Genomic DNA, 16,763 nt, shown 5'->3' on the forward strand with positions numbered 1-16,763 from the left:
TACCGCAGTCAGCCACCACTGCTGCGGCAAAAAAATCCAAAGTTTCGGGAGAGTGAACATGGGCAAAATTATCGGTATCGACCTGGGGACTACCAACTCCTGCGTCTCCGTGCTGGAAAACGGTAAAGCCAAGGTTATTGAAAACGCTGAAGGCGCGCGCACCACGCCGTCGATCATCGCTTACGCCAACGATGGCGAAATCCTGGTCGGTCAGTCGGCCAAGCGTCAGGCTGTGACCAACCCGCACAACACCCTTTTCGCAGTGAAGCGTCTGATCGGTCGCCGCTTCGAAGAAGACGTTGTACAGAAAGACATCAAGCTGGTGCCTTACAAGATCGTCAAGGCCAACAATGGTGACGCCTGGGTCGAGGCCTCCGGCAAGCAGATGGCTCCGCCGCAAATCAGCGCCGAAGTTCTGAAAAAGATGAAGAAGACCGCCGAAGACTACCTCGGTGAAGCTGTGACCGAAGCGGTAATCACCGTTCCGGCCTACTTCAACGACAGTCAGCGTCAGGCAACTAAAGATGCTGGCCGCATCGCCGGTCTGGACGTAAAACGTATCATCAACGAACCAACCGCAGCCGCTCTGGCTTACGGTATGGACAAGGCCAAGGGCGATCACACCGTGATCGTTTACGACCTGGGTGGTGGTACCTTCGACGTTTCCGTGATCGAAATCGCTGAAGTCGACGGCGAGCACCAGTTCGAAGTACTGGCCACCAACGGTGACACCTTCCTGGGCGGCGAAGACTTTGACATGCGCCTGATCGACTACCTCGTCGACGAGTTCAAGAAAGAGTCCGGCATGGACCTGAAGAACGATCCACTGGCCCTGCAGCGTCTGAAAGAAGCCGCTGAGAAAGCCAAGATCGAGCTGTCTTCCTCTCAGTCGACCGACGTCAACCTGCCGTACATTACTGCAGACGCGACCGGTCCGAAGCATCTGAATGTGAAGATCTCCCGTGCCAAGCTCGAATCGCTGGTCGAAGATCTGGTGACTCGTACCATCGAGCCATGCCGCATGGCTCTGAAAGACGCCGGCATCGACGCCAGCAAGATTGACGACGTGATCCTGGTCGGCGGTCAGACCCGCATGCCAATGGTGCAGAAGGCTGTTTCCGACTTCTTCGGTAAAGAAGCACGTAAAGACGTGAACCCGGACGAAGCTGTTGCCATGGGTGCTGCGATCCAGGGTGCCGTTCTGGCCGGCGACGTGAAAGACGTTCTGCTGCTCGACGTCAGCCCGCTGACCCTGGGTATCGAAACCATGGGTGGCGTGATGACCGCGCTGATCGAGAAAAACACCACGATTCCTACCAAGAAATCGCAAGTGTTCTCGACGGCCGACGACAACCAGGGCGCCGTGACCATTCATGTCCTGCAAGGCGAGCGCAAGCAAGCCGCACAGAACAAGTCTCTGGGCAAGTTCGACCTGGCCGACATTCCACCAGCTCCACGTGGTGTGCCGCAGATCGAAGTGACCTTCGACATCGACGCCAACGGCATCCTGCACGTAGGTGCGAAGGACAAGGCTACTGGCAAAGAGCAGAAGATCACCATCAAGGCCAACTCTGGTCTGTCGGATGAAGAAATCCAGAAGATGGTGCGCGACGCCGAGCTGAACGCCGAGGAAGACCGCAAGTTCGAAGAGCTGGCCGCTGCCCGTAACCAGGGTGATGCACTGGTTCACTCGACTCGCAAGATGATCGCTGACGCTGGCGACAAAGTGACTGCAGAAGAGAAGACTGCAATCGAAGCGGCCGTGGTTGCCCTGGAAGCCGCCGTCAAAGGCGACGACAAGGCTGCCATCGACGCCAAGGTTGAAGAACTGTCGAAAGTCTCTGCGCCAGTTGCCCAGAAGATGTACGCCGAACAGGCTCAGCCTGCTGAAGGCGCGGCACCGCACGACGAGAAAGCTGAAAAGGCTGACGATGTTGTCGATGCCGAGTTCGAAGAAGTCAAAGACCACAAGTAAGTTGTTGGTCGCCCGGTTGACTGCCTTGCGGCGGTGACTGGTAGGATGTCGCCGCGCGGGAGCTTGCTCCCGCGTTGGCGTATCTGGAATACGCGAATTTTTACAGCATGCGACAAGCTTCGTGTGTTAGCGGTATGGCCGGGAATGCTCCTGCTTTTCGCGCCGCAAATACCGCATGAACCAAAGACCAGGATCGTTGAATTGACGTGAGTTGGGTCCGGGCCTGCATTGGGGCTCAACGAGTTTGGCGAAGCTCAGGAGGGGTTTGCCGAACGTCCTTAAGAGTGCAAAGACTTATGGCAAAGCGTGACTATTACGAAGTGTTGGGTGTTGAGCGTGGCGCAAGCGACGCAGACCTGAAGAAGGCCTATCGCCGTCTGGCGATGAAGCATCACCCGGACCGTAATCCCGATGACAAAGCATCGGAAGAAATGTTCAAAGAGGCCAACGAGGCCTACGAAGTATTGTCCGATTCCAGCAAGCGCGCGGCCTACGATCAGTACGGCCATGCCGGCGTGGACCCAAGTATGGGTGGCGGCGGTGCCGGTTTCGGCGGTCAGAACTTCTCCGATATTTTCGGTGATGTCTTCAGTGACTTCTTTGGTGGCGGTCGCGGTGGTTCCCGTGGCGGCGCTCAGCGCGGTAGCGATTTGCGCTACACCCTGGAGCTGAACCTGGAGGAAGCGGTACGCGGTACGACCGTGAATATCCGCGTTCCGACACTGGTCAATTGCAAACCATGCGACGGTTCGGGTGCCAAGAAAGGTTCGTCCCCGTCGACGTGCCCGACTTGCGGCGGCATCGGCCAGGTGCGCATGCAGCAGGGCTTCTTCTCGGTACAGCAAACCTGCCCGCGCTGCCATGGCCAGGGCAAGATCATTTCCGATCCGTGCGACTCCTGCCACGGCGACGGTCGCGTCGAAGAGTACAAAACCCTTTCCGTCAAAGTGCCGGCCGGTGTTGATACCGGTGACCGCATTCGCCTGTCCGGCGAAGGCGAGGCGGGCACTCAGGGTGGTCCGACCGGCGACCTGTACGTGGTGATCAACGTTCGCGAGCACGACATCTTCCAGCGTGACGGCAAGCACCTGTTCTGCGAAGTGCCGATCAGCTTCGTCGACGCAGCCCTGGGTGGCGAGCTGGAAATTCCGACCCTTGACGGTCGCGTCAAACTGAAGATTCCGGAAGGGACTCAGACCGGCAAGCAGTTCCGCGTACGCGGCAAGGGCGTGGCGCCAGTGCGTGGCGGTGGTGCGGGCGATCTGATGTGCCGTGTGGCCGTCGAAACGCCGGTCAATCTGAACCGTCGTCAACGTGAGTTGCTCGAAGAGTTCCGCAGCTCCCTGGCCGACGACAACAGTCACTCGCCGAAAACCACCGGTTGGTTTGACGGTGTAAAACGCTTCTTCGGCGATCTGTAAGGAGTCGGCATGCGACGTATAGCTGTGATGGGCGCTGCCGGGCGCATGGGCAAGATTCTGGTCGAGGCGGTGCAGCAGCGCGCGCCGCTGACCGGTTTGACGGCCGCGATTGTTCGTCCTGGCAGTACGCTGATCGGTGTGGATGCCGGTGAGCTGGCTTCGCTGGGTCGAATCGGCGTGCCGCTGTCCGGGAATCTGGAGTCGGTGGCGCAAGAGTTCGATGTATTGATCGACTTCACCCTGCCGGAAGTGATGCTGAAAAACCTGGCCTTCTGCCGCAAGGCCGGCAAGGCGATGGTGATCGGCACGACCGGGCTGGATGCTGCGCAGAAGCAGTTGCTGGCCGAGGCGGGCAAGGATATTCCGATCGTGTTCGCCGCCAACTTCAGTGTTGGCGTCAACCTGTCGCTGAAGCTGCTCGACATGGCGGCGCGGGTGTTGGCGGAAGATGCGGACATCGAAATCATCGAAGCCCATCACCGGCACAAGATCGATGCACCGTCGGGTACGGCCCTGCGCATGGGTGAAGTGATTGCCAATGCGCTGGATCGTGATCTGCAGAAAGTCGCGGTCTATGGTCGTGAAGGACACACCGGTGTGCGTGAGCGTGAAACCATCGGTTTCGCCACTGTTCGCGGTGGTGATGTGGTGGGCGATCACACGGTGCTGTTTGCCTGCGAAGGCGAGCGACTGGAGATCACGCACAAGGCTTCGAGTCGCATGACGTTCGCCAAAGGTGCGGTGCGTGCGGCGTTGTGGCTGGACGGTCGCGAGCCTGGTTTGTACGACATGCAGGACGTGCTCGACCTGCATTGAGAGGTTCTGAAGCCGGCGCAAACGCTCTGTTTGTGCCGGTTTTGCTCCGCCCGGCGACACCCTGTCGCATTCTCCGGCCTTTCGGCCTCATTGGCGGTAGACCAAAAATCCCTTTTTCTGTAAGCTACAGCTTTAGTGTGTCCACTAAAAGCGCGCAGAATAATTCAGTGAAGAAGCGGGGTGACGTGTCCATACGTCACTCCGCTTTTTTACAACCTGCGATTGCCCTTTCATGCGTTATTTACGGGAGGTCTTCTTGACTAAGCCAGCCATACTCGCCCTTGCTGATGGCAGCATTTTTCGCGGCGAAGCCATTGGAGCCGACGGTCAGACCGTTGGTGAGGTGGTGTTCAACACCGCAATGACCGGCTATCAGGAAATCCTTACCGATCCTTCCTACGCCCAACAGATCGTTACTCTGACTTACCCGCACATCGGCAACACCGGCACCACGCCGGAAGACGCCGAGTCCGATCGCGTCTGGTCCGCTGGTCTGGTCATCCGCGACCTGCCGCTGGTAGCGAGCAACTGGCGTAACACGATGTCCCTGTCCGATTACCTGAAAGCCAACAACGTTGTGGCAATCGCCGGTATCGACACCCGCCGCCTGACCCGCATCCTGCGTGAAAAAGGCGCGCAGAACGGCTGCATCATGGCCGGCGACAACATCTCCGAAGAAGCGGCCATCGCCGCGGCGCAAGGCTTCCCGGGCCTGAAGGGCATGGACCTGGCGAAAGTTGTCAGCACCAAGACCCAATACGAATGGCGCTCCACTGTCTGGGATCTGAAAACCGACAGCCACGCGACCATCGAAGCCTCCGAGCTGCCATACCACGTGGTTGCCTACGATTACGGCGTCAAGGTCAACATCCTGCGCATGCTGGTCGAGCGCGGTTGCCGCGTTACTGTCGTTCCTGCACAAACTCCGGCTGCCGACGTACTGGCCCTGAAGCCGGACGGCGTGTTCCTGTCCAATGGCCCTGGTGATCCGGAGCCTTGCGACTACGCAATCAAGGCCATCAAGGAAGTGCTGGAAACCGAAATTCCGGTGTTTGGCATCTGCCTCGGCCACCAACTGCTGGCTCTGGCCTCCGGCGCCAAGACCCTGAAAATGGGCCACGGCCACCACGGTGCCAACCACCCGGTTCAGGATCTGGACACGGGTGTTGTGATGATCACCAGCCAGAACCACGGTTTTGCGGTTGACGAAGCGACCCTGCCAGCCAACGTCCGCGCGATTCACAAATCGCTGTTCGACGGCACCCTGCAAGGTATCGAGCGCACCGACAAGAGCGCGTTCAGCTTCCAGGGTCACCCTGAGGCGAGCCCGGGCCCGAACGATGTGGCCCCTCTGTTTGACCGCTTCATCAACGAGATGGCCAAGCGACGCTAAGCGCTCGCCTTGAGACTGTAGCGAGAAGCCCCTCGAGGGCGGCCCCGGAACCGGCGGCCCCCTCGGGACTTCAGAAATCGATCAAGACGGCTTGCCGACTGACCTGCGGATTTGAGTGACAAACCCATGCCAAAACGTACAGACATTAAAAGCATCCTGATTCTCGGCGCTGGCCCGATCGTTATCGGCCAGGCCTGCGAATTCGACTACTCCGGCGCCCAGGCCTGTAAAGCCCTGCGCGAAGAGGGTTACCGCGTCATCCTGGTGAACTCCAACCCGGCCACCATCATGACCGACCCGGACATGGCCGACGCCACCTACATCGAGCCGATCAAGTGGCAGACCGTTGCCAAGATCATCGAAAAAGAGCGTCCGGATGCGGTGCTGCCAACCATGGGCGGCCAGACCGCTCTGAACTGCGCCCTGGACCTGGAGCGCGAAGGCGTTCTGGAGAAATTCGGCGTAGAGATGATCGGCGCCAACGCCGACACCATCGACAAGGCTGAAGACCGTTCGCGTTTCGACAAGGCGATGAAAGCCATCGGCCTGGAATGCCCGCGTTCCGGTATCGCCCACAGCATGGAAGAAGCCAACGCGGTGCTCGAGCGCCTGGGCTTCCCGTGCATCATCCGTCCGTCCTTCACCATGGGCGGCACCGGTGGCGGTATCGCTTACAACCGTGAAGAGTTCGAAGAAATCTGCGCCCGTGGTCTGGACCTGTCGCCAACCAAAGAGCTGCTGATCGACGAATCCCTGATCGGCTGGAAAGAATATGAAATGGAAGTTGTCCGCGACAAAAAGGACAACTGCATCATTGTCTGCTCGATCGAAAACTTCGACCCGATGGGCGTGCACACCGGCGACTCGATCACTGTCGCTCCGGCCCAGACCCTGACCGACAAGGAATACCAGATCCTGCGTAACGCCTCGCTGGCGGTACTGCGCGAGATCGGCGTCGAGACTGGCGGTTCCAACGTCCAGTTCGGTATCTGCCCGGACACCGGCCGCATGGTTGTGATCGAAATGAACCCGCGTGTATCGCGTTCGTCGGCCCTGGCTTCGAAAGCCACCGGTTTCCCGATTGCCAAGGTCGCGGCCAAACTGGCGGTCGGCTACACCCTTGACGAGCTGTCGAACGACATCACCGGCGGCAAGACCCCAGCGTCCTTCGAGCCTTCCATCGACTACGTTGTGACCAAGCTGCCGCGCTTCGCTTTCGAGAAGTTCGCCAACGCTGACGCGCGCCTGACCACTCAGATGAAGTCGGTCGGTGAAGTCATGGCCATCGGCCGTACCTTCCAGGAATCTCTGCAGAAAGCCCTGCGTGGTCTGGAAGTGGGTGTTTGCGGTCTGGACGAGAAAGTCGACCTGAGCAATCCGGAAAGCATGAGCGTGCTCAAGCGCGAGCTGACCGTGCCGGGTGCCGAGCGTATCTGGTACGTGGCGGACGCTTTCCGCGCCGGCATGACCGTCGAAGAAATCTTCGGCATGAACATGATCGACCCGTGGTTCCTGGTGCAGATCGAAGATCTGATCAAGGATGAAGAAAAGGTCAAGACCCTCGGTCTGTCCGCTATCGACCGCGACCTGATGTTCAAGCTCAAGCGTAAAGGTTTCTCCGACCAGCGTCTGGCCAAGCTGCTGGGTGTCACCGAGAAGAACCTGCGCACTCACCGTCAAAAACTGGAAGTGTTCCCGGTCTACAAGCGCGTCGATACCTGCGCCGCCGAGTTCGCCACCGACACCGCTTACCTGTACTCGACGTACGAGGAAGAGTGCGAAGCGGCGCCGTCCGGTCGCGACAAGATCATGATTCTGGGTGGTGGTCCAAACCGTATCGGTCAGGGCATCGAGTTCGACTACTGCTGCGTACACGCCGCTCTTGCCCTGCGCGAAGACGGCTACGAAACCATCATGGTCAACTGCAACCCGGAAACCGTTTCCACTGACTACGACACTTCCGACCGTCTGTACTTCGAGCCGGTGACTCTGGAAGACGTGCTGGAGATCTGCCGCGTCGAGAAGCCGAAAGGCGTGATCGTCCAGTACGGCGGCCAGACGCCTCTGAAGCTGGCTCGCGCCCTGGAAGCAGCCGGCGTGCCGATCATCGGCACCAGCCCTGACGCCATCGACCGTGCCGAAGATCGTGAGCGCTTCCAGCAGATGGTTGAGCGCCTGAACCTGCGTCAGCCGCCAAACGCTACCGTGCGCAGCGAAGACGAAGCTGTTCGCGCTGCCGCGAAGATCGGTTACCCGCTGGTGGTGCGTCCGTCCTACGTACTGGGCGGCCGGGCGATGGAAATCGTCTACAAGGAAGAAGAGCTCAAGCGCTACCTGCGTGACGCGGTGCAAGTGTCGAACGACAGCCCGGTGCTGCTCGACCACTTCCTCAACTGCGCCATCGAGATGGACGTGGATGCGGTCTGCGACGGTAAAGATGTAGTGATCGGCGCGATCATGCAGCACATCGAACAAGCGGGCGTTCACTCCGGTGACTCCGCGTGCTCGTTGCCGCCGTACTCGCTGCCGGCGCACATCCAGGACGAGATGCGCGAGCAGGTCAAGAAAATGGCCCTGGAACTGGGCGTGGTCGGTTTGATGAACGTTCAGCTGGCGCTGCAAGGCGAAGACATCTACGTCATCGAAGTCAACCCGCGTGCTTCCCGTACCGTACCGTTCGTGTCGAAGTGCATCGGTGTTTCCCTGGCGATGATTGCTGCCCGCGTGATGGCCGGCAAGACTCTGAAGGAAATCGGCTTCACCAAGGAAATCATTCCGAACTTCTACAGCGTAAAAGAGGCGGTGTTCCCGTTCGCCAAATTCCCTGGTGTTGACCCGATCCTCGGCCCGGAGATGAAGTCCACCGGTGAAGTGATGGGCGTCGGCGACACCTTCGGCGAAGCCTTCGCCAAGGCCCAGATGGGTGCCAGCGAAGTGTTGCCGACCGGTGGTACTGCGTTCATCAGTGTGCGTGACGACGATAAGCCACTGGTTGCAGGTGTGGCCCGCGATCTGATCAACTTGGGCTTCGAAGTGGTCGCCACTGCCGGGACTGCCAAGCTCATCGAAGCGGCTGGCCTGAAAGTGCGTCGTGTGAACAAGGTGACCGAGGGTCGTCCGCATGTGGTCGACATGATCAAGAATGACGAAGTCACGCTGATCATCAACACCACCGAAGGTCGTCAGTCGATCGCCGACTCTTACTCCATTCGTCGTAACGCCTTGCAGCACAAGATCTACTGCACCACCACCATTGCTGCTGGCGAAGCCATCTGCGAAGCGCTGAAATTCGGTCCCGAGAAGACCGTGCGCCGCTTGCAGGATCTACACGCAGGATTGAAGGCATGAATAAATACCCAATGACCGTCCAGGGCGCGAAAGCCCTGGAAGAAGAACACGCTCATCTGACCAAGGTCGTTCGTCCGAAGCTCAGCCAGGACATCGGTACGGCCCGCGAGTTGGGTGACTTGAAGGAAAACGCCGAATACCATGCCGCCCGCGAACAGCAGGGCATGGTCGAGGCGCGGATCCGTGACATCGAAGGTCGCATGCAGAACGCGGTGATCATCGACGTGACGACCATTGCGCACACCGGCAAAGTGATTTTCGGCACTACCGTCGAGATCGCCAACGTCGAGACTGATGAAAGCGTGACTTACCAGATCGTTGGTGAAGACGAGGCGGACATCAAGCTCGGCAAGATTTCGGTCGGCTCGCCGATCGCCCGCGCCTTGATTGCCAAGGAAGAGGGCGACACGGTCGTCGTGAAAACGCCCGGCGGCGATATCGAGTATGAGATTGTCGAAGTCCGTCACATCTGAAACAGGGCGCCCGCTGCATGCGGGCGCCATGCTCTGGCAGCTGACCCAGATGTTGTGGGTCGGCGGTTTATGGCTGGTGCACCTCGGTCTGCGGCCGGTGTTGGGCCAGATAGGTCTCGCACCGCTGCTGATTGACGAGGTCGCCAGTGCATTTGAAGTGCCGGTGGTGGGTTTTGCTGCCGCGTGCGTGATTTTTCAGGCTTTGGTGCTGGTACGGACCGAAGGCCTGGGCAGTCTATGGCGGGATTTTCGCGGACAGGTGCTGCTGATGGCGTTGTATGCGAGTGCGATGTATGTCGCAGTGCGTGTCGGCTGGCCGGATGCGCAGCGCTGGCAAGTGTTCAGCTATCTTGTTCTGGGCTTTTCCGGGCTGGTTCTGGTGATGCAGCCGGTGCCGGGGTGGAGTGGCAGGGTGCGCGAAGCACACCCTTGACCCTTTTCATCACTTGAAGCGATGAACGTTCGACAGCTGCTTGTTGACGCTGAAGTTCTTGCGGTAGATCAGGGCCATTTTGCCGATGACCTGAACCAGATCGGCCTTGCCGACCTTGCACAGCTCCGCAATGGACGCCAGGCGCGCCTCACGATCGAGGATGTTGAGCTTGATCTTGATCAGCTCGTGGTCCGCCAGCGCGCGTTCGAGTTCGGCTAAAACACCCTCAGTCAAACCGTTGTCAGCCACAGTCAAAACTGGTTTGAGGTGGTGGCCAATGGATTTGTACTGTTTCTTCTGCTCTGGAGTGAGCGGCATAATCTGACCCTTTCGTCTGGATTCTGTAAAATGGCGGCCATTTTACCCGAGGGCTCGTGGATCCGCCCAATTAATCACGACCCTAATCAACGAGGTGCCCAATGGCGCGTTCCAAGACAAGCCTTGGTTGGCTGAAACGACATGTCAACGATCCTTATGTGAAGCAGGCGCAGAAGGATGGCTACCGCTCGCGTGCGAGTTACAAGCTTCTGGAAGTCCAGGAAAAATACAAATTGATCCGCCCAGGGATGAGCGTGGTCGACCTGGGCGCGGCGCCCGGTGGCTGGTCGCAGGTCACCAGTCGGCTGATCGGTGGCCAGGGGCGCCTGATCGCCTCGGACATCCTGGAAATGGACAGCATTCCGGACGTGACCTTCATTCAGGGGGATTTCACTCAGGACGAAGTACTCGCTCGAATCCTTGAGGCTGTGGGTAATTCGCAGGTGGACCTTGTGATTTCCGATATGGCCCCCAATATGAGTGGTACGCCTGCCGTAGATATGCCCAAAGCCATGTTTCTTTGCGAGCTGGCTCTTGATCTGGCAGAGCGGATACTCAAGCCGGGCGGCAATTTTCTGATCAAGATTTTTCAGGGAGAAGGGTTCGATACTTACCTGAAGGACGCTCGCAATAAGTTCGACAAGATCCAGATGATCAAGCCGGACTCTTCCCGCGACAGCTCCCGCGAGCAATACATGCTGGCTTGGGGCTACCGCGGCGGTGGCGAGTAAAACGAGGTTTTTTGGCGGGGTGATAGGTTTTTCGTATTTCGCCCCGCGTGCATTAGCGAATATTGTGTAGAAAGTGTTTCACAAAGGGTTACAGACGGCGCCTGCCAGAGCTGTAGGTAATGTAGTAAGTTAGGCCGGTGAATATCATGCGAAGCGCGCGCCAGTAGCGGAGCTTGCTTCAGAGGGTAGTTAATTGAACGATATGGCAAAGAATCTGATCCTGTGGTTGATCATCGCGGCAGTCCTGGTGACGGTGATGAACAACTTCTCCAGCCCTAACGAGCCGCAGACCCTCAACTATTCCGACTTCATCCAGCAGGTCAAGGATGGCAAGGTCGAGCGCGTGGCCGTCGATGGCTACGTGATTACCGGCAAGCGCAACGATGGCGACAGCTTCAAGACCATTCGTCCGGCAATTCAGGACAATGGCCTGATCGGCGACCTGGTCGACAACCACGTCGTGGTCGAAGGCAAGCAGCCTGAACAGCAAAGCATCTGGACCCAGCTTCTGGTGGCCAGCTTCCCGATCCTGGTCATCATCGCGGTGTTCATGTTCTTCATGCGCCAGATGCAAGGCGGTGCGGGCGGCAAGGGTGGGCCGATGAGCTTTGGCAAGAGCAAGGCGCGCCTGCTGTCCGAAGATCAGGTAAAGACCACGCTGGCTGACGTTGCCGGTTGCGACGAAGCCAAGGAAGAGGTTGGCGAGCTGGTCGAATTCCTTCGTGATCCGGGCAAGTTCCAGCGCCTGGGCGGCCGCATTCCTCGCGGCGTGTTGATGGTTGGTCCCCCGGGTACTGGTAAAACCTTGCTGGCCAAGGCGATTGCCGGCGAAGCCAAAGTGCCGTTCTTCACCATTTCCGGTTCCGATTTCGTCGAAATGTTCGTCGGTGTCGGTGCCAGCCGCGTTCGTGACATGTTCGAACAGGCCAAGAAACACGCACCCTGCATTATTTTCATCGACGAGATCGACGCCGTTGGTCGCCATCGTGGCGCTGGCATGGGTGGCGGTCACGACGAGCGCGAGCAGACCCTCAACCAGTTGCTGGTCGAGATGGACGGCTTCGAAATGAATGACGGCATCATCGTCATCGCCGCAACCAACCGTCCTGATGTGCTGGACCCGGCTCTGCTGCGTCCTGGTCGTTTCGACCGCCAGGTGGTGGTCGGTCTGCCGGACATCCGTGGTCGCGAACAGATCCTCAAGGTCCACATGCGTAAAGTGCCAATGGGTGATGACGTAGCTCCGGCCGTTATTGCGCGTGGTACTCCGGGCTTCTCCGGTGCTGACCTGGCTAACCTGGTCAACGAGGCTTCACTGTTCGCTGCTCGTGCCGGCAAGCGCATCGTCGAGATGAAAGAGTTCGAACTGGCGAAAGACAAGATCATGATGGGTGCCGAGCGCAAATCCATGGTCATGTCCGAGAAAGAAAAGCAGAACACCGCTTATCACGAAGCCGGCCACGCTATCGTCGGTCGCGTTGTGCCCGAGCATGATCCGGTCTACAAAGTGTCGATCATCCCGCGCGGACGTGCGCTGGGTGTGACCATGTTCCTGCCGGAAGAGGATCGCTACAGCCTGTCCAAGCGTGCGTTGATCAGTCAGATCTGCTCGCTGTACGGCGGCCGTATCGCCGAAGAAATGACATTGGGCTTCGACGGGGTGACTACAGGCGCCTCCAACGACATCATGCGTGCCAGTCAGATTGCGCGGAACATGGTGACCAAGTGGGGTCTGTCTGAAAAACTCGGTCCGTTGATGTATGCGGAAGAAGAAGGCGAGGTGTTCCTCGGTCGTGGCGGTGGCGGTCAGAATGCCAGCTTCTCGGGCGAAACGGCCAAACTGATCGACTCGGAAGTGCGCAGCATCATCGATCAGTGCTACGGCACCGCCAAGCAGATCCTCACGGACAACCGTGACAAGCTCGACGCCATGGCTGATGCCTTGATGAAGTACGAGACCATCGATGCCGAACAGATCGACGACATCATGGCGGGTCGTACGCCGCGCGAGCCGCGCGACTGGTCGGGTGGTACTGGTACGCCTCCTCCGGTCGTTCAGGATGAGCGTCCGGAAACACCGATTGGCGGTCCGGCTGCTGACGTTTAAGGTTTGAAATGACTTCTGTACAGTCCCTGACCCGGTTGCCTTGCGGCAACCGGGTTCTTGATTTGGCCCGGACGCATGTCATGGGCATTCTCAATGTCACTCCCGATTCCTTTTCCGATGGCGGTCGATACAGTCAGCTTGATGCAGCCTTGCGTCATGCCGAGGCGATGGTGTCTGCCGGTGCAACGCTGATTGACGTTGGCGGTGAGTCAACCCGTCCTGGTGCTCGTGCGGTTTCTCCTCTCGAGGAGCTTGAGCGAGTGGCGCCGATCCTCGAGCTGATCAATCGCGAACTCGATGTGATCATTTCGGTCGATACATCCACTCCGGCTGTCATGCGGGAGACCGCGCGTCTGGGGGCCGGCCTGATCAATGATGTGCGATCGTTGCAGCGTGATGGTGCGCTGGATGCAGCGGCGGCCACCGGGTTGCCGGTTTGCCTGATGCATATGCTGGGAGAGCCCGGCAACATGCAGGACAATCCGCACTATCAGGATGTCACTCGTGAAGTGGGTGAGTTTCTCGCCGAGCGTATGGAGCGATGCGCTTCGGTCGGCATACCCGCCGAACGGATCATCCTTGATCCTGGCTTCGGTTTCGCAAAAACCCTTCAGCACAATCTAAGCTTGTTCAGGCACATGGAAGCCCTCCATGCATTGGGTCGACCTCTGCTGGTGGGTGTTTCGCGAAAAAGCATGATCGGACAGGCCCTGAATCGCCCCGTGGGTGAGCGTCTGTATGGTGGTCTGGCACTGGCCGCACTGGCATCAGTCAAAGGCGCACGTATATTGCGCGTCCATGATGTGGCAGAAACGGTGGATGTCGTGCGCATGATCGCGGCCGTGGAATCAGCCGAATAAGAATGATGGAGTACTTATGAGCAAGAAATACTTTGGTACCGACGGTATTCGTGGTCGCGTCGGTGAGTACCCGATCACTCCGGACTTCATGCTCAAGCTCGGCTGGGCTGCCGGCATGGCCTTCCGAAAAATGGGCGCCTGCAAGGTGCTCGTCGGCAAAGACACGCGAATTTCCGGTTACATGTTCGAATCGGCGCTGGAAGCCGGTCTGACATCGGCCGGCGCCGATGTAATGTTGCTCGGCCCGATGCCTACACCTGCCATTGCTTACCTGGCGCGTACCTTCCAGGCTGAAGCCGGTATTGTGATCAGTGCTTCGCACAACCCTCACGATGACAATGGCATCAAGTTTTTCTCCGGCAGGGGCACCAAGTTGCCGGACGAGTTGGAGCTGATGATCGAGGAGCTGCTCGATACGCCAATGACTGTTGTCGAGTCGAGCAAGATCGGCAAGGTATCGCGAATCAACGATGCCTCCGGCCGTTATATCGAATTCTGCAAGAGCAGTGTACCGACCAACACCAGCTTTGCCGGTCTCAAGGTCGTGATCGACTGTGCGCACGGTGCGACCTACAAGGTCGCGCCAAGTGTGTTCCGCGAACTGGGTGCCGAGGTCGTCGTGTTGTCCGCGCAGCCCAACGGGCTGAACATCAACGACAACTGTGGTTCGACCCATATGGGGCCGTTGCAGGCGGCGGTGCTTGCCGAGCACGCTGATCTGGGGATTGCGTTCGATGGTGACGGTGACCGCGTGCTGATGGTCGACCATACCGGTGCGATAGTCGACGGTGACGAACTGATCTTCATCATCGCCCGCGATCTGCATGAGCGTGGCAAGCTGCAGGGCGGCGTGGTCGGCACGCTGATGAGCAACCTTGGCCTGGAGCTGGCTCTGGCGGATCTGGGTATTCCTTTCGTGCGTGCCAATGTCGGCGACCGTTATGTGATTGCCGAATTGCTGGAGCGCAACTGGCAGGTTGGTGGCGAGAACTCGGGGCATGTCGTCTGCTTTAATCACACCACTACGGGGGATGCGATCATCGCTGCATTGCAGGTGTTGATGGCACTCAAGACTCGCAATGAAGGTCTTGCTCAAACCCGACAGGCCCTGCGCAAGTGTCCGCAAGTGCTGATCAATGTCCGATTTGGCGGTGGCGACAGTCCGCTCGAGCACCCGGCTGTCAAGGAAGCCAGCAAGCGAGTAACCGAGGCGATGGCGGGTCGTGGGCGTGTGCTTCTGCGCAAGTCCGGGACAGAGCCTCTGGTGCGCGTCATGGTCGAGGGTGAGGATCAAACCCAGGTTCGCGGCTATGCCGAAGAACTGGCAAAACTGGTAACTGAAGTTTCTGCCTGATACGGCTTGCCAGTCGTGATTGTGTTGGGTAACATCTGCGCCCACTTTGACCGACGAGGTACAGCATGCGTCGCCCTATGGTAGCTGGTAACTGGAAGATGCACGGTACCCGCGCCAGCGTCGCTGAGCTGATCAACGGCCTTCGTCATCTGGCCTTGCCAAGCGGTGTTGATGTCGCGGTATTCCCGCCTTGCCTGCATATCAATCAAGTGATTGATGGCTTGAAAGGAAAGTCGATTTCGGTCGGCGCGCAGAACTCTGCGGTGGAATCGATGCAAGGTGCGCTGACAGGTGAAATTGCACCGAGTCAGTTGGTGGATGCAGGATGTTCCCTGGTGCTTGTAGGGCACTCCGAACGCCGTCAGATCATGGGCGAGCGAGATGGGATGCTGAATCGCAAGTTCGCAGCGGCGCAGGCATGTGGCTTGATTCCGGTGTTGTGTGTGGGGGAGACCCTGGAGCAGCGTGAAGCCGGAAAAACTCTTGAAGTTGTCGGGCGTCAGCTGAGCAGCATTATTGAGGAGCTGGGCGTTGGTGCCTTTGCCAATGCAGTGATCGCTTACGAGCCGGTCTGGGCCATTGGCACCGGGCTGACTGCAACGCCGCAACAGGCTCAGGATGTGCATAAGGCCATTCGTGAGCAGTTGGCGGCAGAGAATTCTGAAGTCGCACGAGGCGTGCGGCTTCTATACGGCGGCAGCGTGAAGGCGGCCAATGCGGTCGAACTGTTCGGCATGCCGGATATCGATGGGGGGCTCATTGGTGGAGCTTCCCTGAATGCAGATGAGTTCGGTGCGATTTGTCGCGCCGCGGGAAACTGAAAAAATGCTGGAAACAGTCGTAGTCGTTTTTCATCTGCTGGGTGCATTGGGCGTAGTTGCTCTGGTTTTGCTGCAGCAGGGTAAAGGTGCGGATGCTGGCGCGTCTTTCGGAGCAGGTGCTTCAAATACTGTGTTCGGAAGCCAAGGTTCCTCTACCTTTCTTAGTAAGTTTACTGCTATACTTGCCGCCGGTTTCTTCATAACCAGCTTGGGGTTAGGATACTTTGCTAAAGAGAAAGCTCATCAGCTGACTCAGGCAGGTTTGCCAAACCCGGCAGTGTTGGAAGTTCCAAAGCAACAACCGGCTTCTGATGATGTCCCGGTGCTTCAAGAGCAAAAGTCGGCTGCTCCAGCGACTGACGTACCTCCAGCTCAAGAGCAGAAGTAAGAAGGGTTTCAAACGTAGTTTTGCCGAGGTGGTGGAATTGGTAGACACGCAACCTTGAGGTGGTTGTGCCCATAGGGTGTAGGGGTTCGAGTCCCCTTCTCGGTACCAATTAGTCAGGAGAGCCCGCTGTTGCGGGCTTTCTTGCAGGTGGAAGGTTACATTGACCCTTTCAGGGATCGGTCGTATACTTCCGCCCCAGCTTTGTCGCGGGGTGGAGCAGTCTGGTAGCTCGTCGGGCTCATAACCCGAAGGTCGTCGGTTCAAATCCGGCCCCCGCAACCAGTTTAAGGAGCCCCTTTTAAGGGGCTTTTTGTTAGCTGGACAC

General features: G+C 58.4%; 14 protein-coding genes and 2 tRNA genes. 15 read left to right on the plus strand and 1 reads right to left on the minus strand.

The genetic code is table 11. The annotated features are described in order from the left end of the window. Nucleotides 1-58: 58 nt before the first annotated feature. The 7 genes from dnaK (at nucleotide 59) to ACSPX5_RS27760 (ending at nucleotide 9,859) form a co-directional block, all read left to right on the plus strand. A complete protein-coding gene (dnaK, locus tag ACSPX5_RS27730) occupies nucleotides 59-1,975 on the plus strand; it encodes a molecular chaperone DnaK (protein ID WP_439820659.1) in 1,917 nt (638 codons plus the stop codon). 296 nt (nucleotides 1,976-2,271) lie between these two features. Beyond that, complete coding sequence (gene dnaJ / locus ACSPX5_RS27735; protein WP_169428800.1) at nucleotides 2,272-3,396, plus strand: molecular chaperone DnaJ; 1,125 nt, start codon at nucleotides 2,272-2,274, stop codon at nucleotides 3,394-3,396. 9 nt (nucleotides 3,397-3,405) lie between these two features. Next, nucleotides 3,406-4,212, plus strand: a complete 807-nt coding sequence (gene dapB / locus ACSPX5_RS27740) for a 4-hydroxy-tetrahydrodipicolinate reductase (RefSeq protein ID WP_169428801.1) — start codon at nucleotides 3,406-3,408, stop codon at nucleotides 4,210-4,212. A gap of 256 nt (nucleotides 4,213-4,468) precedes the next feature. Then, on the plus strand, nucleotides 4,469-5,605 hold the full coding sequence (carA, locus tag ACSPX5_RS27745; protein WP_064593337.1) for a glutamine-hydrolyzing carbamoyl-phosphate synthase small subunit: 1,137 nt from the start codon (nucleotides 4,469-4,471) through the stop codon (nucleotides 5,603-5,605). 126 nt (nucleotides 5,606-5,731) lie between these two features. After that, nucleotides 5,732-8,953 carry a carbamoyl-phosphate synthase large subunit gene (carB, locus tag ACSPX5_RS27750; protein ID WP_085711853.1) on the plus strand — a complete coding sequence of 1,074 codons (3,222 nt, stop codon included), beginning with the start codon at nucleotides 5,732-5,734 and terminating at the stop codon, nucleotides 8,951-8,953. Continuing rightward, nucleotides 8,950-9,426, plus strand: coding sequence for a transcription elongation factor GreA (gene greA, locus ACSPX5_RS27755; RefSeq protein ID WP_085729545.1), 477 nt, complete (start codon nucleotides 8,950-8,952; stop codon nucleotides 9,424-9,426). Before carB ends, greA begins: the two co-directional genes overlap by 4 nt. 28 nt (nucleotides 9,427-9,454) lie before the next feature. Then, on the plus strand, nucleotides 9,455-9,859 hold the full coding sequence (locus tag ACSPX5_RS27760; RefSeq protein ID WP_169428803.1) for an MFS transporter: 405 nt from the start codon (nucleotides 9,455-9,457) through the stop codon (nucleotides 9,857-9,859). A gap of 9 nt (nucleotides 9,860-9,868) precedes the next feature. On the opposite strand, the gene ACSPX5_RS27765 is transcribed toward ACSPX5_RS27760, so the two are convergent. Then, nucleotides 9,869-10,177: a YhbY family RNA-binding protein gene (locus tag ACSPX5_RS27765; RefSeq protein ID WP_085698388.1), complete on the minus strand. Its 309-nt coding sequence runs from the start codon at nucleotides 10,175-10,177 to the stop codon at nucleotides 9,869-9,871. Nucleotides 10,178-10,278: 101 nt separating this feature from the next. Here ACSPX5_RS27765 and rlmE point away from each other — a divergent pair, with 101 nt between their 5' ends. The 8 genes from rlmE to ACSPX5_RS27805 all read left to right on the plus strand — a co-directional run bounded on the left by rlmE (nucleotide 10,279) and on the right by ACSPX5_RS27805 (nucleotide 16,720). Then, nucleotides 10,279-10,908: a 23S rRNA (uridine(2552)-2'-O)-methyltransferase RlmE gene (gene rlmE, locus ACSPX5_RS27770; protein ID WP_439820660.1), complete on the plus strand. Its 630-nt coding sequence runs from the start codon at nucleotides 10,279-10,281 to the stop codon at nucleotides 10,906-10,908. A 202-nt stretch (nucleotides 10,909-11,110) separates the two neighbouring features. Next, nucleotides 11,111-13,015 carry an ATP-dependent zinc metalloprotease FtsH gene (ftsH, locus tag ACSPX5_RS27775; RefSeq protein ID WP_169428805.1) on the plus strand — a complete coding sequence of 635 codons (1,905 nt, stop codon included), beginning with the start codon at nucleotides 11,111-11,113 and terminating at the stop codon, nucleotides 13,013-13,015. Nucleotides 13,016-13,023: 8 nt separating this feature from the next. Then, a complete protein-coding gene (gene folP / locus ACSPX5_RS27780) occupies nucleotides 13,024-13,875 on the plus strand; it encodes a dihydropteroate synthase (RefSeq protein WP_439820661.1) in 852 nt (283 codons plus the stop codon). Between the two features lie 16 nt (nucleotides 13,876-13,891). Continuing rightward, nucleotides 13,892-15,229 (plus strand): phosphoglucosamine mutase, encoded by a 1,338-nt coding sequence (gene glmM / locus ACSPX5_RS27785; protein ID WP_169428807.1) that lies wholly within the window; start codon nucleotides 13,892-13,894, stop codon nucleotides 15,227-15,229. Between the two features lie 65 nt (nucleotides 15,230-15,294). Beyond that, nucleotides 15,295-16,050 carry a triose-phosphate isomerase gene (tpiA, locus tag ACSPX5_RS27790; RefSeq protein ID WP_439820662.1) on the plus strand — a complete coding sequence of 252 codons (756 nt, stop codon included), beginning with the start codon at nucleotides 15,295-15,297 and terminating at the stop codon, nucleotides 16,048-16,050. 4 nt (nucleotides 16,051-16,054) lie between these two features. Further along, entirely contained in the window at nucleotides 16,055-16,438 is a 384-nt protein-coding gene (gene secG, locus ACSPX5_RS27795) for a preprotein translocase subunit SecG (RefSeq protein ID WP_439822056.1), read from the plus strand. Nucleotides 16,439-16,460: 22 nt separating this feature from the next. Further along, a tRNA-Leu gene (locus ACSPX5_RS27800) sits at nucleotides 16,461-16,546 on the plus strand. 97 nt (nucleotides 16,547-16,643) lie between these two features. Continuing rightward, nucleotides 16,644-16,720: transfer RNA gene (locus ACSPX5_RS27805), tRNA-Met, on the plus strand. The last annotated feature ends 43 nt before the right edge of the window (nucleotides 16,721-16,763 follow it).

This window comes from Pseudomonas sp. HLG18, from assembly GCF_051903985.1.
Taxonomy (GTDB): domain Bacteria; phylum Pseudomonadota; class Gammaproteobacteria; order Pseudomonadales; family Pseudomonadaceae; genus Aquipseudomonas; species Aquipseudomonas fluorescens_BT.